Origin of the sequence: Streptomyces sp. CB02056 (assembly GCF_001905545.1) — a bacterium.
In the GTDB taxonomy this organism is placed as follows: domain Bacteria; phylum Actinomycetota; class Actinomycetes; order Streptomycetales; family Streptomycetaceae; genus Kitasatospora.
In genome coordinates this window covers 112,569-131,633 of the sequence record NZ_LIPD01000023.1, presented here as the reverse complement: position 1 = coordinate 131,633, position 19,065 = coordinate 112,569, and the positions used below count along the sequence as shown (strand labels likewise).

Here is a 19,065-nt window from a genome sequence, read left to right as displayed (position 1 = left end):
CCTTCGTCGCAGCCGTTGACGACGCGCCCCTGGTGTTCCCGCTTCGAAGCCGTCGGGAGCAGGCCCGGCAGAGCGGCTCTGGCGGCACCGCCCGGCCGACGGCGGGACCGAGGGAGACGGCCACGCCCCAGAAGATCGCCTTGACGGTGCGTCTCCATCTGGTGATCCTCTGTGATCGCGGTACATGAAGCCGCACACCGAGGAGGACCGCATGGCCATGAAACCGACCGAGGAGCAGCAGGCCGCGAGGGAGGTGTTCGTCGCCGGCCGGGATCTGGCTCTGGTGGCGGGTGCCGGTACGGGCAAGACCTCGACCCTGATGCTGATGGGTTCCGCCACGAAGAAGCGTGGCTTGTACATTTCGTTCAACCGGGCCATCGCGGACGATGCCCGAGGGCGCTTCGACTGGAACGTGGAGTGCCGGACGGCGCACTCGCTGGCCTTCAAGGCGGTGGGGAAGAACTACGGGCCGCGGCTGGAGTCGTCCGCGCGGATCCCGGCGAAGCAGACCGCGCGGCTGCTCGGTATCACGAGCGACCTGATGGTGGAAGGCACCAAGATCACGATCGCCCACCAGGCCCGGCTGGTGATGGGCATGGTGCGGCGCTTCTGCTACACGACCGACCGCCAGGTGATGGCCCGGCACATGGACCGGTTGAACGGTCTCAGCGCGCAGGGCCAGGACTTCGCCGCCCGGACGCTGCTGCCCTATGCGGTGAAGGCGTGGGACGACATCCAGTCCCTGGACGGCAGGCTCCGCTTCGAACACGACTTCTACATGAAGATGTGGGCGATGGGCGAGCCGGTGCTGTCGGCGGACTTCATCCTGCTGGACGAGGCCCAGGACACCAACCCGGTACTGGAGGAGATCTTCCTCAACCAGACGGCGCAGCGCATCTGCGTCGGCGACCCTGCCCAGCAGATCTACGGCTGGCGTTCGGCGAAGGACGTGATGACGGGCTTCCCCGCCGAGCACCTCCACTTGACGCAGTCGTTCCGCTTCGGCCCCCGGGTCGCGGAGGAGGCCAACCGGTGGCTCAAGCACGCGGAGTCCGACCTGCGCCTGACCGGTTCCGGAGCGGTCGACTCGCGGCTCGGACCGCTGAACGAACCCGACGCGGTGCTGTGCCGGGGCAACGCGGACGCGATGCAGGAGGTCCTGGGCTTCCTGGAGGACGGGGTGCCGGTCGCGCTGGCCGGCGGCGGCAGCGCCCTGGAGCGGATCGCGAACGCCGCCCTCGAACTCCAGGCGGGACGCCGCACCAGCCACCCCGAGCTGTTCCTGTTCAACTCCTGGGGCGAGGTGCAGGAGTACGTCGAGCAGGACAAGGCCGGCCAGGACCTGAAGGCGATCGTCAAGCTGGTCGACGACTACGGGGCGCCCCTGATCCTCAAGGCCGTGGCGCACCTGAGCCCGGAGGAGGCCGCCAGGGTCACGGTCTCCACCGTGCACAAAGCCAAGGGCCGCGAGTGGGACACCGTGCGGGTCGGCGAGGGCTTCGCACCGCCGCCGGCGACCGATGAGGGCCGGCAGCTGCCCATGCGGCTGGACGAGGCGCGGCTCGTCTACGTGGCGGTCACCCGGGCCCGCCACCAGCTCGACACGCGAGGGCTTTCCTGGGTGGGCGGCTACGAGAAGGCGATGGCCGTTGAGGAGAAGGACGGCACCATCGGCGGTATCCCGATGGTGCACCTGAGTCTGACCGGTCAGCTGCAGTACACGACGTCGCCGTTGTCCCGGTTCATGGCCGAACACCTGCCGGGAAGCGGCGCCGTGGTGTCCGACTACCAGCGGCGCATCGCCGGCCTGCCGCACCCGGTTCAGCCCGTCGACGTCCAGTACCCGGACTGGCCGGCGCTCGGGCACGCCGTCGACTACCGGCTTCGGCTGTCCCTGGGCCGCCCGCCGGGCGAAGCCGTCGTACAGGGTGTCCACGGCGCCGGCCTCGGACAACGGCACGTGGGAGCGCCCGCGGACGACGCCCGCATGGCCCTGCACGTCGCCGGGCTGGAGCTGCTGGCCACGGTGGACGAGTACCTCGCCCGGCCCGCCGCGCTCGACGACGAACAGCTGAGCCGGCTGTGCTTCGTCGCCGCGCACTTCGAGGACGTCTTCCGCAGCGGGCAGTTCCGCCGGCACAACCCGCTGGCAGGCGCCACCGGGGCGACGACCCTCGACCAGCTGTGCGCCGACGTCCCGCCGTACGTCGTCGAAGACCTCCGACGGCAGATGGAACTCGCCGAAGAACCGTTCAAGGCGTTCCGCTCGCTGCCCTCCGAGGACCGGGTCTGCGGCCCGGGCTTCGCGGGCAGCGCGGACATCGGCGGCGCCGACGCCGACTTCATCCTCGACGGCCTGCTCCTGGACTGCAAGGCCAGCACCCGTCCCCAGCGGCTCGGCCGGGACGAGATCTACCAGCTCGCCGGCTACCTCCTGCTCGACTACGACGACGACTACGGCATCGACCAGGTCGGCCTCTACCTCGCCCGCCAGGGCCACCTGGTGGTCTGGGGCGCGGACGAGTTCCTCTCCCGCCTCGGCACCAAGACCAGCCTGGGCCGTCTGCGCGGCCAGCTGCGCACGCACCTGCGGGCAGCGGCCAGGGCCGCGGGCTGACACCCCGTCGGCAGGGCATCAGCCCACAGACCGTCGGGTGGGGGCGGTTCCCAGGGGATGCCCCACCCGACGGGTTTGCCCCGGCCAGGCGCCAGGCCGTCTCGGCAGGCGGAGGATCAGAACGGCGGACCGTCCGGGTTCTCGTCGTGGACGCCGTCCCAGACCAGCCGCTCCGTTTCGCTGCGCTCGTGCGGGAGGAAAGCCGCGGGCAGGTCCGGAGTCCACTCGGCCAGGTCCTCGACCGCCGCGACCGGGTGCGGAAGGACCCTCTCCTTCCGCACCCGGCCCCAGGTGGCCAGGCGCCGTCGCACCTTCGGCGCGCACCGCCAGCACAGCCAGCCCTCGTCGACCGGCGTGATGGTGCCGTTGCGGCACCCGTCCCCCGCGCACAGGGTGCGCTCGGACGACGTGCCCGCAGCAGCGGGCTTCTCCCGCCGTTCGACGGCGTGCTCGTAGCCGGCGGGCCGGCGCCTCAGGATGAAGTCGTGGTGGCGGATCGTGGAGAAGTCCACGAGCTCGCGCTCGTGCAGCTCGGCGGCGGACGCATGGGAGGGGCACTTCTGCCAGAGCCATCGTGTGGCCTCCCGGAAGTCCAGCGGGTCGATCTCCCAGGCCCACATCCTGCCGCGGTAGGTCAGCATGATCGACTTCCCCGCACGCCCCTTCGCCTCGGGAATGTCGACTTCCGTCCAGCGCCCCTCGGCAGAACTGAACACCGCGCGTTCGCACCGCTGCCCGGGTGCTCCCTCCGCGACGCACTGCAGGTCCTCGATCCTCCCCGGGCAGATCCGCAGCAGCGGCCCGTGACACATCACGTGCCGCTCACCCGCCCCGGCCGCGGCCGCGGGTTCCGGCTCGGCGACCTCGGTCTCGTCCAGCGGCGGGTCGGCGGGAACGAACTCCCCGGAGTCGAGCAACTTCCGCATCCGTACGCCCAGCACGCGCACGACATCCTCGATGTCCCGCGGAAGGCCCTCGTGCTCGATCGCCGGACAGATCGCGGGGTGTGCGAGGAAGCAGTCACCGAACAGTGCCCCGGGGGCGGCCATGCCCATGTCCACGCTCCACCGGAATCGGGGAGGGACCCGGTGCGCGGGGAACCTGGCCGGGGCCAGCGGAATCCGCCCGCCGTCGTGCCGGTCGTACCAGACCACCCCGTTCCCGCACCACTTGCAGCGCCCCACGGCACGGGCGCGCAGGACCTTCGACGGGCTGCCGCGGTGGATCCACCCGTTGCGCAGGCCACCGGGCTCAGGCCCGGGGCCTTCGCCAAGAACCGACATCAGCTCACCTCGAAGCTCCGCCACCTACCGGCACTGGTCGCCCATGGACAGGCCCGTAGATGCCCTGGCGCGCCCGGGCCCCACGTCGGGCCGATGCTTCAACGAGGCCGCGTACGCCTCCGACACGGTCTCGCGCGGCCGTTGCCAAGGCGCGGCAGCGGAACATGCCGCAGCGAGGACCCTGGCCTGGCGGCAGGAGCACGTGGTCCACGTACGCGGCGGGGAGGGTGAGGAAGTCCCGACCGCCTGGGCCGGGCACTGGCATGCCTTCTGGCGGAAGCTGGCCGCAGGCCGTTTCGCAGACCTGCGGCCAGCGGCCGCGCTACTCCTTGGTGATCTCGTTCAGCAGCAGCACCACGGCCACCGCCGTCGCCAGCGCCGCTCCCAGCGCGGGGTTGTGCACGCAGAGGTAGACGATGCCTGCGCCGACGATGAGAAGGAGGAGCGTTCGGGTATCCACGTGTTGGGCACCTTTCCGGGTGGTCAGGGCCCGCCGCACTCTCCCTGGCAGTTGCGTGCGGCGGGCCGTACATGCCCTGCCGCAGACGCAACAGGGCCCAGCTCTCCATTTGGAGAACCGGGCCCTCGTCAAAGACTCCTAACAGATGCTTGCCTGCGTTCGGGTACCTGAAACAGTGGACCCGGTACAACTTCGATAGTGCGAGGTCAGAGCCGTGTACGGGTTGACGCCGCCTCGAATCAGGGCCCGGCGATGATCCACGTCACGAAGATCGCCTTCATGCCCTCGTGCAGGCGGTAGACGACGCTGATGCGGTCGCCGGAGTCGGAGGCCGGGTCGGTGCGGGCGGTGTAGTCGTCGACCTCGGGGTCGGTGCCGCCGGGCACCGGGATCCCGAGCCTCGGGAACACCGCCAGGCGCTCGACGAGCTTCTCGACCACGTCCAGCTCGCCGGGACGCAGCGCGGCGAGCGTGTGCTCGGCGGCGTCGGAGAGGAAGACGTGCAGCGGAGCCGGCTGCTGTTCGGGTTGGTCGGTCACCGGTCGCCGCCGGCGGCGCGCGCGCGGGCGAAGGCGTCGGCGACCGGGGTCCACTGCTGGCCGCCGATCGGTGCGGCAAGGGAGGCCATCGCGTGCTCGTCGGTGCGCAGGACGAGGCGGTGGCGGTAGGTGGCGATGACCTCGGCGACGGCGGCGAGGTCGCCGATCGGGGAGGCGTCAAGGGCGGCGGCCAGGTCCCGCTCAAACCGGTCCCGGTCTCCGGGCAGGCCGTAGCGGGACATCGCGGTGCGCAGCTCGTGCAGGGTGGCCGGCCTCGGCGTGGCCGTGTCCTGGGGGTCGGGCTGGGTGGTCACCTGGTCCTCCTCGATGGTGGCGGTCGCCGCGGTGGCGGGCGGCATGGTTGACGGTAGCGGTCGGCGGGCGGGTAGTGGAGCGGTCCTGGTCACGCGGCACCGCTGAGGGTCATCGGCAGGTGGGCCGGGCCGAGCGGGGACCGTTCCTGTACGGGGCCAGGTGGTTGCGGGCGTGATGCTTGGTGGACTGGTTCTCGGGCCCGCACTTGCGGCGGATCGTTTCTAGGCCTTGACCGGCTTCGATCATCTCGTCTTTAACGTGGATCGTTCCGACGACCTGCACATGTATTGGGGATGCGTTGATCAAGGATGGTCGACGCATCAAATCCCTCGACGCGGGTCTACGTTACGGCTATGGTTGAACTTTCAAATCCGCAGGTGGAGGGTGAAATGGATTTCGACGACCAGTTGAGAAGAGTGCAGCGCGCCAGACATTTGGGCGAGGCCTTGGCGGCCAATATTCAGGCCTGGTCAAGCGCTTACCCTTTTGATGCATCAGCGATTATTGCGGAGGATCGCCTTAGCTGGGAGCTAAGGCTTCGGGTCCATGCGCAGCCACCGTTGGACGACTGGGGGCTTCATTGGGGTGATGCCGTTCACCAGCTTCGTGCGGCATTGGACAATCTCTCTATCGCTATCGCGCGACAGGCTGGAGTCTCCGAGAGTCGGGCATTGAAGAGGATTCAATTCCCCATCTGCGCCACTAGTAGTGAATGGGTGGACGGTAAGAAGCGGATCGAAGTGCTGCCCGAGTCGTATCGGATCGCCATTGAAGAGGTGCAGCCATTCCAGAGGGGCGGAAAAGAAGAATCTGACCTATTGCTGCTGCTTCGAGACCTCGACAACAGCGACAAGCATCACTTGCAGATGAAGCCGACTCTGGATCCGTCGTCTGCCAGTCATCAGCAAACAGTCGAATTCGAAACGGAAGAAGATGCCACAGCCTCCGTTCCGCCTAAAGTAGAAGCATTTGCCCCGGAATGGATAGATGGTGCACTACTTCTTCGTAATATTACCAATGGGAGGATCGCCCGAGTGTCTGGCAATTTCTCGATGGAAGCCGTGGTGCAAGCTGATCTAGGAAAAGGCCGCCAGGCACCTGCTCTTCAGATCCTCGAAATGCTCTGCATCAATACGCGAATGGTCGTGGATCATGTTGCGCGAGCCGGATAGAAATGCGGCACCTCGCGCAGATAGACCCGGTCGGGTCCTGAACTTGTTTTCTCGCTCCGTACATCGACGGCCGGGCTCTTCCTCTGAAGAGCCCGGCCGTCTCGACCACGTAGGTGCCCGACAGGATTACCCGGACCAGGCCGCGGGTGCCGCGCTCGCCATCGAGCCCGATGGCTTCATGTTGCGACCGCGGAGGTGACCCACTCTTGCCCGTTCCACCCGGGCCGACCAGGGCGTTACGGCCGGTCTTTCTCTCGATCGGGCGGCCGGGCGATAGGACGGGGACGGGGACATGCCTGCTACACCGTGATCACTGTCTGGGCGTCCAGTCGGCCGGCGACGACGTGGTCCAGGACCCCTCCGGGACGGCCGGCACCTCGATCAGGACGCCCCACCCCGGCAGGTGCCCGCGCTCGGGACGCCAGTTCTCGCGGGGGTCCCCGCAGCGCAGCCGGATGTTGCTGATCGGCCGGCCGCCGATGTCCAGGTCTGCGTGCACTGCGGCTCCTTGCCGGAGGGCGTCGTGGGGCGGGACGGCTACGCTGCCGGGGCGGCCGGGTCAGCGGCCGGTGGTGACCGCTGCGGCGGCTGCGGCCTGCTTGGTGAGGGTGTAGGCGCGGCGGTCGCCGTTGCGGGCGGCCGGGACGGCGGCGAGGTGGATCAGCAGCACTCCGGCCGGGACGGTCCGGGGTGCGGGTCCGGCCCAGCGCAGCCAGATCGCGATGTGGCCGCTGGCGGCGGCGCGGGCGAGTTTGTCGGCGGTGGCGCGGCGGTTGCCGCGCTCGATCTCGATGACCAGATCGGGCAGGGTCGAGTGGCGGCACAGGAGGTCGTGCTCGCCGTCTTCGGGGCGCTCGGCCGGTGCTTCCCGCTCGGGTTCCCAGCCGTTGCGGGTGGCCCACTGGCCGACGACGCGGGATAGGTACTCCCGGACCTGGTCGGCTGGCAGGCTGCGGAAGTGGACGTGCTTACGCAGGTCGGCCGCCAGCGCCTCGGCAATCCCTGCCCCGGTTGCCGGGCCCCTGACCGGCCGACGGTGGGCTTCCGCACCGGCCCCGGGACAGGGTGCGGGCAGCCAGCTCTCGGCGCGGAGCCTGGCGACCTCCTGGCGGTGGACGTCCAGGAGACGTCGGTGCTGTTCGTCGATGCTCGTGGCTTCCGTGGCCCGCAGGACGAACGCCGCCGGGCCGCGGACCCTGATCTTCCTCAGGTCCGGATCGACGGCGGTTTCGCCGTCCGTATCCGCAGAGGCGGACAGCGCCCAGAACATTCCGCCCGCGACGGTGTTGACGCTGCGCCGGTCCTGGCCGTAGGGCGTGAAGTAGTAGATCGCGATCGGGTAGCCCACACCGGGAAGGTGCTCGAAGCCCGCTTCCCCAATCCCGGAGTCTGCTTCGATGCGTCGGCGGATGTCCCGCAGAGGAGCGAGGCCGGAGGTCAGCTCCCCGGCCGGGGTGACGAGGACGTAGTGCTCGGCGGGGTGGGCGGGCTCGTCCACGGTGCGTCCGATCGGTGGGAGGAGGCGTGGCAGGGCCGAACGACTCGGTGCCCTTAGTTGAGATCAGCGGGGACGTGGTCGTCGTCGGGACGGCGGGCTGCGGGAAGGTGGAGGCAGCGGCTTGCGACCTCGCGGCCGTCGACCTCGTCCGAGACGAAACCGTTGATGTCGCATTGGTTGCACGCACTGATCCGATCCCGTCGACGGGGACCTTCCACGGCCTCAAGAACCTGGCGGGCCGCGCCCAGGGCGGCCGGCACGGACATCCAGCGCGGTGGCTCGTACTCGGGGACGGGCTGGCGGCGTTCACGGGCGTCGTCCAGCTTCTTGCGGACCATGGTCACCGTCGCCGACGAGGCCTCCGGCGGTCCCATCCGTGCGTTGCGTTCCTTCCACGCAGCCGCCGAGTCTGCGGCACGCCACACGATCGCGATCATCTGGCCTGCGGTGTAGCCGCCGGTGATCCCATCGATGATCGTGTCGAAGAGCTCTACCTCGCGGGCCTCCGGCACCGGCGGATAGCCGTACTTCTTGGTCAGCAGCGAGTTCAGGTAGTCGATGACGTGGTTGGCCTCGAGCGTGGTGACGAGCCGGCTGAGAGAGGCGATCTCAGCCGCCGGCTGCTGGCCGATCGAGGTGGCCCGCCGAAGACAGGTTTCTGCGACCAGGTCGACCGTGGCGTCCGGGTCAAGCTTGAGACTCCACAGCACTTCGGCGGGCACGTACATCAGGCCGCCTTCGTTCCCCAACTGAAACGCGGACAGCGGGGACTGCGCGTCGACTACCAGCAGCCCCTGCTCGCGAAGACTCGACAGGGCCTTCGCATCACGTTCCACGTCACCGGTCCACCCGCTTTCCATAGAGGACAGCGCGGGCAGTGGCTTCGACCGACCGGCCCGGGCCCGCTCGGCCAAGGCCAGCAACAGGACCAGCTCCGCGTTGCCGTCCACGGTCCGGGCAACGCAGGGTGCCTCCCGCTCCCGCGTCGTCCATCCGGCTACCCTCTCTCGGAGCTCCTGCTCGGCCTCCTTCGCTTTTCTCTTTTCCTGTTCCGTCTGCTGCGCCGCCAGGCGCTGCTGCTGCTCCTTCACCGCGGTGTGGTGCTCCTGGCAGGCGGAGCACAGGCCGGTGGCACGGGGTTCGGTCAGGGTGGGGCCGGCGAGAACGGTGCCAGCCGACCGGTTGGCGATCTCGATCGGCTCACCGCACAGCGAGCACCCGACGCTGAGCAGGAAGGCACGGGAATGGGCAGCGACCGTGCTCAGCACGGTCAGGGTCGACCCCAGCTCACGGACCTTGTAGCGCCAGCCGTATGCGGTGAGGTCCCAGTAGCGGTGGACCAAGGCCAGATCGTCGGCTGTGGCATCGGGAGCAACCTCGACCTGCAGAACCGGCTCCTCGCCGTGGGGGAACTGCAGGACCGTCGGTTCCGCAACCACGGCGGCCTTGGCCGCGGCTTCCCGACGACGTCGACGTGCTCGCTTGCCCATGCTTCGCCCAGCCCCCTGATCAGGTGGCTACCGCTCTGCTTGGCCGGTAGCCGAACGCATCTGTATGGCGCCGTAGTGTAGCCACGCCTCAAGGAGGTCCGCACGCGACCTGTTCGGATCCTCCGTCACCTCCAGAACGGCCGGCTGGTCCTCCGGGATGGTCGGAGGACGGGACGGGCAGGGTGGCCCTCGCACACCCAATCTGCCCGACCCGAGAGAGCGGGGCCGGGTCGCCGAGCAGAGCGGCGTGTACCGCGGCCGCCAGCTGCCGGGCGCGCTCCTCATCGGCGACGCCCCGCAGGGTGATGTGGATCGGGCCGGGCGACGATCCGGAGGCCAGCTCGCCGCTGGCGACAAGCCGCGCAGCCACCTCGGTGAGCGAGGCCTGCACCGCGTCGTCGACTTGGTGACCGATGGCGGTCAGGGTGTCCGCTCGCACCGTCCACGCCTGACCGGCTCGCTGGATCGCGATGAACACCGTGTTGTCGGCCTTCGCGGTCGCGTACGCCGCGTTGAAAGACGCGATGTCGGTGATCACCGGCACCAGGTGGCTGGGGCAAGGAGAGGGGCGTTCCGGCATGGAGGGGGAGTTACCCAGCCGCCAGCCCACCAACCGGACAATCCTCGCGTCGCCGTAGGCCCCGGAGCTGCCCCCGGAAGGCAGTCGGCCGGGGTCCGCACCCGCCCGCTCCTTCGCGCGCACCTGGTCGGGGTGGCCAGGAAGGACCATCCACTGTTCGGGAAGCGGATCACCTTCCGGCGGTTCGCCGACGCCGAGCACATCGGCGTCTCCCGGCGCGGGAAGCGGCTCGGGCCGATCGACGCCGCGCTGGCCGACTGCGGGTTGAGCCGCCGGGTCACCGTCGTGATCCCGAGCCACACCGGCGCGATGCTGCTGGCCCGGGACAGCGACCTCATCACCCTCGCCCCGGCCAGCTGGCAGCCTACCGAGGTAGAGGCGCAGGGCGGGCCCTGTCGCACCATCGCGCGGTTGTCCCGGCCTTCCCCCGAACGGGCGAGGACGGCCGCACGTCACGCCGCTCCGGGCCGCAGCGGTGCAAGCGGGCAGGATGCGGCGGAATTGCCCCTTCCCAGCCCGCGGACCGGAGGCCGCTTGGCTACGGCCGGATACCGGCTGCTGCCGCGAGCTGGTGGACGTTCATCACCGGCTGGAGAGGGCCGGGCTTCCACCCGATCGCCTCCTGGATGAAGCCGTACCCGGAGTCCTGGCCACCGGTGTTCCAGCGCCGGTCGACGACGGGAAGGCGCAGCCAGTTGACCCGCTCTCCCGTCTCCGCGTGGACCGGGTGGGTGTAGTGGGTCAGGAAGTCCTCGGGGTCGGGCAGCGTCTTCTGGAAGGGGCTGAGCTCGTAGTACGGGGCGTACTCGGCGATGCCGATGCCGGACGGGGTGCTGATGGTCCAGGTGATGTGGACGTCGCCCGGCCGGTAGCGCAGGGGGTCCTCCGCGTGCAGGTAGTCGGCGACGTTGTCCGCCCACTGGCGCCACAGCGCCGGCGCGTCGACGTCCGACGGTGCGTGGTCGCGGAACAGCCGTTCGTCGTGGGCCTCCCACCGTAGGACCAGTTCGAAGGTGTTCGGGTAGTTGTTCCTCACCGCGTTGAACAGCCAGGTGGTACCGGCCGGGTAGGGGTGGGGTTGTGCCTGGTGCACGGGCGCTCCGTTCGGGTTTTCCGGGTCGTTCGTGGGGCTGCACTTCCAGCAGGGTCGGGCAGGAGAGGCCGATCCGTCCGGCGAACCGCTAGATCGCCCTCACCGAGGCGAGCGAGGAGCCAGCGGGCGCGGACGGTGTCCAGCCGGCCGGCGACGACGTGGTCCAGGACCTCCATGACGGGAGGCGGCCCTTGGCCTGGGCGACGTGGTGCTCGATGGAGACTAGGGCTGCGGCGACGGCTCCCGCCTGCTCGGGGGTGTGGAGGGCCCAGGGGGAGGACAGGGCCTTGGTCAGTTCCTCGACGCTGGTCACGGCTTCGGCCGCGAACCAGGCCGTGGCCTCCGGGACTGTCGAGGCTGCCACGTGTTCGATCGTGCAGCCGTTAAACCTCTCTCCCAGGTCTTCCAGCAGCGGCAACCAGGCCGCTCCCATGGTGTCGCTCACTTGAAGCTCCCCTTGCTCGTTCGTGCCGGTGCTCCGGCCGACGCCTGCGCGGCCCGCAGGCCGTAGGGCACCTCCTGCAGAACGGTCAACGAGCCAGCTCTCCTCCGGACGCGGTCGCACTGTTTCCCCGAAAGAGCGAGAACGGTGACGGCTCACGCTGCTCCGGCCCGCGGCGAGGCTGGGCGGAAGATGGGCAAGGGGATCGCCCCGGCCCTGGTGGCACGGGCGACGGCAAGCGCGGCACGGTGACGCTCGCGCTGCTGGCGGTCGTGCTCGTCGATGGTCGGGGCGGGAGCCTCCTCGATGACGTGCCGGTGGGCGGCCTCGGGTTCGCGCAGCCGGTTGTAGTGCCGGGCCAGGCTGGCTTCGCGCCCGGCGGCGGCTTCGTCAGAGGCGGTCTGGCGGGCAGCGGCGTTCTCCCGCATCTGGCGGCGCAGGTCCTGGTAGGCGTGGTGGTCAGCGAGCGGCGACCGGGCCGGCCACATCGTGGGTCGGTCGTCGCGACGGGCAGGTCGGTCATCGGGGTCCTGGCCGTGCTGCACCACGGGGGCGGGGCCGACGCGGACGTCGATGGCCGTCACGGTGCCTGGGCGCAGCTGGTCGAGGGCGATGACGATGCGGCGGGTCTGGTAGCGGAGCTGGGCGGCCCAGGCCGGGGAGTCGGCGACCACGCGCAGGCGGCGGGTGGTGGGGTCGTAGCCGGCGAGGTGCCAGTGGGCGGCGGCGTCGGGGCCGACGATCGTGGGCCAGTGGTCGCGCAGGCCTCCGCCGGCGGTGCCCAGGGTCCAGCCGTGCGCGGCGACCAGGGCGAGGAACACGTCCGCGATCGGCTTCGGTTCCCGGGCCTCGCGGGCATGCCGGTCGGCGCGGTGCAGGCCGGCGGCGGGGCGCTTCGCCGGGGTGTTACCGCGGCTGCCAGCGGCTTTGCGGGCGGCTCGCAGGGCGGTGCGGGCCAGGTCGGCTCCGCTGGTGACGGGCTGGATCATCAGGCGCTCACGACCCGGTCGGCGCCTTCGAAGTCGGCGCTCCAGGAGTTCAGGAACGCCCAGTCCTGGTCGGTGAGCTCGGTGGCCGGCCAGGCCGGACGGGCGTGCTCGCGTACCCTGCGGTACACGTCGTCTGCCGCGATCCGGTCGAAGGCGTACAGGCACCACTGCCGGTAGCCCGCTCCGAAAACGTCCAGGTCAGAGGCCACCTCGTCCCAGCGGTCCACGGACCGCCAGGACGGCAGACGGCTGCCCCGTGGGCGCTTGGCCGGGGCCTCCAGGAGGCCGTCGGCCAGGTAGTACAGCTCGCCGAGCTTCACGACCAGGCGGTGCTCCATCAACCGGGCCAGGCGGGCGTGGACGGTGGCACGGTGGCGCCCGGTGCTGGCCGCGAGCTCCACGGCGGTCTGCCCGTCCCGGTGCGCGAGGGCCGCGACCACCTCTGCTGCGGTCTTGCCCAGCCCACGGGCCCTGAAAGCGTCTCGGGCCATCAGATCGGAGAGCAGACGGAAGTCCAGCTCAGCCGGGGTATCGGCCGGGCCAGCAGACGTCGTGGAGGGGGCGTGTCGCCGGTTGACCCCATCCAGGTACCCGGGGGCCTCGTGCCCTACCTGGCAGTTGGGGTCAACCGGCGACACAACGTCAGCCGACCCCCTACGAGGCCTTCCCAGCACCCACTTCGAGGAAGCCCCGGCACTGCCCTTCTCCACACGCCACAGCCACCCGGAGGCCTCCAGCCGCTTGTCCGAGCGCTTCGCCGTCGACTCGCTCACCCCGATGCCCAGGGCCAGCTGACGCTGCGACACCTCGTGGTCCGCTCCGCCGGCCAGCTCGCACAGCCCCAGCCGGTACAGCAGGTTCGCCCGGTCCGTCTGCCCGGCCTGCCGCTCCCACGGGAACACCTCGACGGCGATACGCAGCTCCGCCAGAGCAGCCATCGCATCCCGGCGCTCCCGGATCGGCGCGGACTCACCCGTCACACGAACAGCACGCCGCCACACCCGGTCCAGGTACTTCGAGGCGTGGTCGTGGCCTTTGGCGTGAGCCAGGTCCCGGAGCAGAGCACCACCGGGGGCCGGAGACGCCAGCAGGACGTCCCGCAACGCGAGCCGGTCCGCCCCGGCCCGCGCGAAGGCGAACGCGATCGCCGAGGTGACCCGGTGCGTGTCCCGGCCGGCACCCGAGCCGCCGTCCGACCCACCCTCCCGGTACCGCTCCACCCCCACACCCTCGACCACCAAAGCCCGCATCCGAGCCGACAAACCGCTCGGGACCTTGAACTGCCAACCCGCGGACCGCTGGCCGGGAACCAGCGGCACGGCCGGAACTACACCCGCAGGGGCGTCAACGAGGAGCTTGCCACGCTCACCCAGGTGAGTGATATGCGTCACGCCGCCTGGTCGGTTCGGCTGCAGCGCGGCGGCCGGTGCCGGTGTCGAGTCGGCCTCACAGGCCAGGCAGGAAGCGGGAAACGCGGTCTCTGGACGGCCGGAGCCGGTGCCGGCGTCGCCGTAACCCGTGGCGTCGTCGAAGACGCCACGAGTACGACGGCACTGGCAGCCCGCACGGAGCTGCTGCAAAATGGCAATGCCTCCTAGCGATAGGTGGGCACGCAAAAGGCGCCCTTGGTGCCGGTTGTGGTTCCTGGTGAAGAACCTGAAATGCCTGATCACCCGGTTGGTAGCCGGAGATCGGGCCTCTGCTCTCGAGTTGGTAGCTCGGAGCGGCGAAGTGAGGGCCGCAGGCTGGTGGTGGTACACCGGCTGCGGCTGGGCGGCGGAGACCCGGTGGTATGGGTCGGCAGCCGCCCTCGACGACTACGTCATCTCGAAACCCCCTTCGGGGGCGAGGTGTATCCGCATATAGACACAACGGCACCCCGCCGGAGCGACCGAGTGATCGCGTCCACGGCGGGGTGCCGCGTGTGTGCCAGAGAGCGCGTACGGGTACGCTGCATCACGTCGACCTTCCTACAGTTCAGGTCTGACCACGGAGAGGGCCCCTGCCAGGGGGCGCTAATCCATTCGCGCCGTCCGGACTTGTCCAAGGTCCGGGCGGCGAATTCTTTTGTACCGATCAAGTGCGCAGCCAGACTACCCCGTCCGGACGCTCCGCGCGCAGCCGCCGACCGTACGTGTCGATCTGACGGTCCAGCGGTCAGATGCTCCGACAGGTTCCCGTTCACTTGGGCTCCCGAAGGATCGTGAGGGCGCCCTCGACCGAGATCTCGTCGTTGTCCTTCGCAGCGGTCCACCGGCCAAGCGTCTCGGCCACGGCGCGCAGCACCTCGTCCGGCAGGCCCGCCGCGTTGAGGGTGTCGGCGGCTTCCTCCATCTCCGGAGCCCACCTCCACGCCCGTGCAGCCGTCTTGGCGATGTAGCCAGTCTCGGTCAGGTAGCTGCCGGCCCGCTTGCCGGCCACGTCCAGCAGTGCCTGGTCGACACCGTGGTACTGAGCCAGTCCGTAGGAGAGCGCGGCGAGCACGCGGCTGGCCTTCTGGTAGGCCGTGTAGGAGACCTTCAGCGCGGAGGCCTGCCCGATTGTCCCGCCCAAGACCGGCGTCGACACCGCGGTATCCGAGAACAGCGCCGCCACCAGCGCGGCGGCGTCGGACGGGCCGGAGAGGAACAGCTTCGTGTGCTTGCCACCAACCGGCGGGGAGCCGATCACCGAGCCGTCGACCACCGCCCGAGCGCTCCGGCCCACCAGGTCGGCGATCCGCTGCGCCCTGTCCGGGCTGATCGCGTTGCCCTCGACGTAGACTCCGGCAAACCGGCGCTCGGCGACGTCGCGGGCGACATCCTCGGCAACGGCCGGCGGGCACAGACTCAGCACGACCTCGGCCCGCTCGAGTAGCTCGTCCAGCTCGGCCACCGGCTCCAGCCCTGCCTGTGCGGCGCGCCGTACGGTCGCGGCGCTGCGCCCGGCCGGGCACCACAAGACCTGGACTCCGGTCGACGCCGCGCAGGCTGCGACGGTCGCGCCCATGTTGCCCGGATGCAGCACCGCGAGGACGGGCCGAGCCGCCGTCATTGCGTACCTCGCACGACGTGGGCGAAGGCCTCAATGGCGGTCCAGGCGACGAAGTCCGGCTCGGCGCCGTCCGGCCAGTTCCTGCCGTGCGAGATCCAGATGGTGCGCAGCCCCGCGGTTCGGCCGCCGGTGACGTCGAGGTCGGCGTTGTCGCCGATCATCCACCCGCCCTGCGCAAGGTCCCGGCCGACGCTGGCGGCCGCGGCCTCGAAGATCCCGCGCTCCGGCTTCCGGACGCCGATCGCTCCGGAGATGCACACGGCGTCGACCACCTCGGCGATGCCGGAGGCCTTCAGCTTGGCGCGTTGGATCTGGGTGCCGCCGTTGGTGACGACGACGACCTGGTGGCCAGCCTCTCGTACGGCGGCCAGGGCCTCGATTACACCGGGAAACGGCGTCACCGCTGCTGCGAGCTCCGGTTCGTACCGCGACCAGAGTTCGCCGGCCGACTCCGGGAGACCGAGTTCGGCACACAGACCCTCGATCACGTCCAGGTCCGCCCGGATCCGCATGGCGTCGAGCATCCGCTGCTCGATTTCCGGGCCCAGGCCGTGCCCCGCGCAGTACCTGGTCACCCAGGCCGTCACCGCGGCGAGCCGGTCGATCAGCGTGTCGTCGAAGTCCACGAGCACCAGCTCGCTGGACAGTGTTTGACGGATCTGTGCGGCCGCTGCCTCGGGCGCGACCTCGTCCGTTTGGATAGTCAGGTCGAACCGGAAGTCCGGGTTGGCGTCGAGGTCGGCCCGGGTCGCGTCCCACGCGGTCAGCCGCGCCGGGGTGTCGACGTCGCCCCGCCCGGCAGACCGGGCCTCGGCTACTTCCCGCGGGCACCACAGCAGGACAGTCAGCCAGCGTCCCGGGTAGCCGTCGAGCACGGCTCGCACCCCGTCGACCTGGCCCAGGTGCATCACCGGCACCCCGGCGGCGACCGCGGCGTCAAGACCGGGCCGGTCCGTCACGTAGGTGCTGCCGTACCGGCTGTTCTCGTACACGACTGCGCCGTCCGACGAGCGCAGCTCCTCGAGGCGCTCCGGCGTGCCCATGCGGTAGCCGGCGGACCGTCCGGGCCCGACCTTCACCCGCGAGAACAAGGAGAAGGCGGTGTCGAGATCGGCAAGGGCCCTGGTGACGGTGTCCTTGCCGGAGGCGGGCGGCCCGTAGAGGATTACGCCGCGTACGGCGGGTGCCGCGGGTGCCGCGTTCATGCGTAGACCTCCCGGATCGCCTGGCGGGCCTGATCGGCGAGGCTGATCGCGGCGCCGAGCCGGTTGTCGACGACCAAGTGAGGGACGGCCGGCCTCAGGTCGATGTCGATCGTCTCGAGGTACTCGTCCCACCGCTGCAGCTTCCAAGCGTCGCGAGCAGCTGAGCGGAAGGAGACGTATTCGCGCATCGACTCCGGGTCGCACTGGACCCAGATGGGCGCGATGTCGACGTCGAGCGAGGAGCACTTGTTCGTGAACCGCTGCATCCAGTCCGCGTTGGTCATCTCCGCGATGAAGGGGGCGGTGAGCACGGTGGAGATCCGGCAGTTGATGTTGGCCCAGGCGGCCTGCATCAGGCAGTCGTACTCGAGGTTGCGTACCTGCTCGCGGTAGAGATCGGTGTGCCTGTCGTTCGGATCGCCGCCCAGCGAGACCAGCAGCCTCTCCACCAGCGGCCGGGTCAGCGGGTCCTTGTCCAGTAGCGGCCAGCCGGTCAGCTGGGTGAGGAACCGAGCGAACTCCGTCTTCCCGGATCCGGCGTAGCCGCCGACCAGGACCACGACCGGCCGGTGCGGGTCGCCCCCGGTGTGACGGCGCCTCCAGGCGTCCAGGATCCGCTGCTGCACACCCATGTGGTCAGCCCCGTCGCCGCCAGCCGCGATCCGATGGATCGCCCGCTCAACGGCGAGAACGTGCGTCCCATTGTGATCGTCGCTCGCCGGCGTGAGTCGGAAGACGGTCTCCTCGCCCGGCAGAGCGGCGCGGAAGCCCAGCTGCGGATCGGTCGCCCGGTAGAGCAGACAGTAGGCCCGCCGGTAGTGCGGACCGGGGTAGACCTCGCCCTGCTCGTGCTGCCAGAGCGTCTGACGGTTCGCCGCCGGCACTCCCTTGAGCTTTGCCTCCTCGGCGACCTGACGAAGCCGTTCCCCTGCCCTCTCCAGCGTCAGTCCATGAGCCTCCCGCTGCGCACGCAGCAGGTCAGGCCGCCACCCCGGACGGCTCTTGGTCATGTCCCCACCCTCCAATGTCACCATGCTCGGCAGCCTAGGGCTGACCAGCGAAAACCCGTGTGTACGTAGATGTGAATACGTGTGCATGAACGTGTGGATCGAGCTGATGACGCACTTGTGATTCTCCGTCGGGGTCTCCAGCCGCTGTGATGGATCTCCAAGCAGTCAGGTGAGCTGAAGGAATCGGAGGAGAGCATCAGTGGTCGTCGACAATGGGAGGCAACTGGGCACTCGGGTGTCGGCTAATCGTGTAGCCGATCTCGAAGAGCTCGCTGCTCATGCGCGTGTCGTTGACCTCAACAACCTGTCCAGTCGGCGAGGTGGTGATTCGCAGCACGCGCAGCAGCGGGACGCCAACATCGGTCGGCAGGCGCAGAGCTTCAGCTTCTTCCGGGGCCGGCATCCGGGCGGAGACGCTCTCGGTCCAGTTCAGGGGACGGTGGCCCATCTCCTCGAGCCTGTCGTAGATGCCACCTGGGCCGGTGTCGGAATCAGCGAGGCGAGTGCCACGCGCCAGATCCGCTGGCAGGTAGCTGGTCGCGAGCTGTGTGGGTGTACCAGTCTCTGCGTTCCCCATCACCCGGTCGCGCACCAGAACCTCGGCTCCGGGCTCCAGCCCCATGAGCGAGGCCAGGTCGATCGGGACCACGCCCCAGCGGATTGTAGGGGTCTGCAGGGCCTTCCATGGTTGGGCGGTGGGGTCGAAGTAGTAGCCGATCTCGTCGCGGAAGACCTCGCGGGACCGAGTGACGCGCAACCGTTCGGGACGCTCGCGAACGATTGTGCCTCGCCGACGCACCGCGATGACCAGGCCCTCCTGCTCCAACAGCGCGATGGCGCTGCGGACCGTCTGGTAGCTCGCACCGTACTGCTCTTGTAGCTCCGTCAGCGTCGGGAGCTTGTCACCGGGCCGGTACTGCCCCTCGACGATCTTCCGGCGCAGGTCGGCGGCGATCTCGCGATACGAGGCAGCCACGGCGGTCACCCCTTTCTGAGGCTGGATGGATCAAGTGTAGGATAGCTCTATCAGGCGGCGTCCTTCCAGTACAAGGCTGTCGGCGCGTTATAGCTATCGGTATTGACATCATGCCGCCCGTCCGCTCTACTTGGCAATAGCGATAGCTATAACGCTCCGAGCAAGGGTGTGCAGCTACTCGTGGCTGAAGAAGCAGTCCCATCCGCTCCGGCGGGGTCTGAGTCGAGCCCACCTGCTCCTCGGGACCCGCAGTCGCGGGGGCTGCCACATATCGGGCACTACCCCACAGCGCTGCTGCGCTGTCTGTGCGCCAGGACGCCGGCCGATCAGGCCGCGGGCCTGGCGGGCGGAGAGAGCAGCAAG

Annotated in this window: 18 protein-coding genes; 3 read left to right on the top strand and 15 right to left on the bottom strand. The window is 69.6% G+C overall.

The window, feature by feature from the left end; genetic code table 11:
• Nucleotides 1-211: 211 nt before the first annotated feature.
• A complete protein-coding gene (locus AMK13_RS38355; RefSeq protein WP_074006245.1) occupies nt 212-2,617 on the top strand; it encodes a UvrD-helicase domain-containing protein in 2,406 nt (801 codons plus the stop codon).
• 116 nt (nt 2,618-2,733) lie between these two features.
• On the opposite strand, the gene AMK13_RS38350 is transcribed toward AMK13_RS38355, so the two are convergent.
• The 4 genes from AMK13_RS38350 to AMK13_RS38340 form a co-directional block, all read right to left on the bottom strand.
• Nucleotides 2,734-3,900, bottom strand: coding sequence for a DUF6083 domain-containing protein (locus tag AMK13_RS38350; protein ID WP_143204750.1), 1,167 nt, complete (start codon nt 3,898-3,900; stop codon nt 2,734-2,736).
• Between the two features lie 322 nt (nt 3,901-4,222).
• Nucleotides 4,223-4,360, bottom strand: a complete 138-nt coding sequence (locus tag AMK13_RS44360) for a hypothetical protein (protein WP_198959514.1) — start codon at nt 4,358-4,360, stop codon at nt 4,223-4,225.
• 239 nt (nt 4,361-4,599) lie between these two features.
• Nucleotides 4,600-4,899, bottom strand: coding sequence for a hypothetical protein (locus AMK13_RS38345; RefSeq protein WP_074006182.1), 300 nt, complete (start codon nt 4,897-4,899; stop codon nt 4,600-4,602).
• Nucleotides 4,896-5,258 carry a hypothetical protein gene (locus AMK13_RS38340; protein WP_074006181.1) on the bottom strand — a complete coding sequence of 121 codons (363 nt, stop codon included), beginning with the start codon at nt 5,256-5,258 and terminating at the stop codon, nt 4,896-4,898. Before AMK13_RS38340 ends, AMK13_RS38345 begins: the two co-directional genes overlap by 4 nt.
• 309 nt (nt 5,259-5,567) lie before the next feature.
• Between AMK13_RS38340 and AMK13_RS43210 the strand changes: the two genes are divergently transcribed.
• Nucleotides 5,568-6,386, top strand: coding sequence for a hypothetical protein (locus AMK13_RS43210; protein WP_143204749.1), 819 nt, complete (start codon nt 5,568-5,570; stop codon nt 6,384-6,386).
• A gap of 310 nt (nt 6,387-6,696) precedes the next feature.
• On the opposite strand, the gene AMK13_RS38335 is transcribed toward AMK13_RS43210, so the two are convergent.
• The 3 genes from AMK13_RS38335 to AMK13_RS38325 are packed head-to-tail and all read right to left on the bottom strand — an operon-like array spanning nt 6,697 to nt 9,374.
• Nucleotides 6,697-6,885 (bottom strand): hypothetical protein, encoded by a 189-nt coding sequence (locus tag AMK13_RS38335; protein ID WP_074006180.1) that lies wholly within the window; start codon nt 6,883-6,885, stop codon nt 6,697-6,699.
• 60 nt (nt 6,886-6,945) lie between these two features.
• Nucleotides 6,946-7,884 (bottom strand): hypothetical protein, encoded by a 939-nt coding sequence (locus AMK13_RS38330; protein WP_074006179.1) that lies wholly within the window; start codon nt 7,882-7,884, stop codon nt 6,946-6,948.
• Between the two features lie 53 nt (nt 7,885-7,937).
• On the bottom strand, nt 7,938-9,374 hold the full coding sequence (locus AMK13_RS38325; RefSeq protein ID WP_143204748.1) for a hypothetical protein: 1,437 nt from the start codon (nt 9,372-9,374) through the stop codon (nt 7,938-7,940).
• A gap of 157 nt (nt 9,375-9,531) precedes the next feature.
• On the opposite strand from AMK13_RS38325, the gene AMK13_RS38315 reads away from it, so the two are divergent.
• Nucleotides 9,532-10,584: a LysR substrate-binding domain-containing protein gene (locus AMK13_RS38315; RefSeq protein ID WP_241853211.1), complete on the top strand. Its 1,053-nt coding sequence runs from the start codon at nt 9,532-9,534 to the stop codon at nt 10,582-10,584.
• On the opposite strand, the gene AMK13_RS45610 is transcribed toward AMK13_RS38315, so the two are convergent.
• The 8 genes from AMK13_RS45610 to AMK13_RS38275 all read right to left on the bottom strand — a co-directional run bounded on the left by AMK13_RS45610 (nt 10,493) and on the right by AMK13_RS38275 (nt 18,711).
• Nucleotides 10,493-11,047, bottom strand: a complete 555-nt coding sequence (locus tag AMK13_RS45610) for a hypothetical protein (protein ID WP_241853210.1) — start codon at nt 11,045-11,047, stop codon at nt 10,493-10,495. The two genes, AMK13_RS38315 and AMK13_RS45610, sit on opposite strands and share 92 nt — an antisense overlap.
• An 88-nt stretch (nt 11,048-11,135) precedes the next feature.
• Nucleotides 11,136-11,411 (bottom strand): hypothetical protein, encoded by a 276-nt coding sequence (locus AMK13_RS38305; protein WP_143204747.1) that lies wholly within the window; start codon nt 11,409-11,411, stop codon nt 11,136-11,138.
• Between the two features lie 233 nt (nt 11,412-11,644).
• Nucleotides 11,645-12,478: a DciA family protein gene (locus AMK13_RS38300; protein WP_074006174.1), complete on the bottom strand. Its 834-nt coding sequence runs from the start codon at nt 12,476-12,478 to the stop codon at nt 11,645-11,647.
• Nucleotides 12,478-14,058 carry a MarR family winged helix-turn-helix transcriptional regulator gene (locus tag AMK13_RS38295; protein WP_143204746.1) on the bottom strand — a complete coding sequence of 527 codons (1,581 nt, stop codon included), beginning with the start codon at nt 14,056-14,058 and terminating at the stop codon, nt 12,478-12,480. The genes AMK13_RS38300 and AMK13_RS38295 overlap by 1 nt, the downstream gene beginning before the upstream one ends.
• Before the next feature lie 601 nt (nt 14,059-14,659).
• Nucleotides 14,660-15,511, bottom strand: a complete 852-nt coding sequence (locus AMK13_RS38290; protein WP_074006172.1) for an NAD(P)-dependent oxidoreductase — start codon at nt 15,509-15,511, stop codon at nt 14,660-14,662.
• On the bottom strand, nt 15,508-16,554 hold the full coding sequence (locus AMK13_RS46365) for an HAD family hydrolase (RefSeq protein WP_338016388.1): 1,047 nt from the start codon (nt 16,552-16,554) through the stop codon (nt 15,508-15,510). Before AMK13_RS46365 ends, AMK13_RS38290 begins: the two co-directional genes overlap by 4 nt.
• 158 nt (nt 16,555-16,712) lie before the next feature.
• Complete coding sequence (locus AMK13_RS38280; RefSeq protein ID WP_074006171.1) at nt 16,713-17,726, bottom strand: AAA family ATPase; 1,014 nt, start codon at nt 17,724-17,726, stop codon at nt 16,713-16,715.
• Between the two features lie 196 nt (nt 17,727-17,922).
• The gene (locus tag AMK13_RS38275) at nt 17,923-18,711 is read right to left on the bottom strand and encodes a GntR family transcriptional regulator (RefSeq protein WP_241853209.1); all 789 of its coding nucleotides are present in this window, start codon (nt 18,709-18,711) and stop codon (nt 17,923-17,925) included.
• Nucleotides 18,712-19,065: the final 354 nt, after the last annotated feature.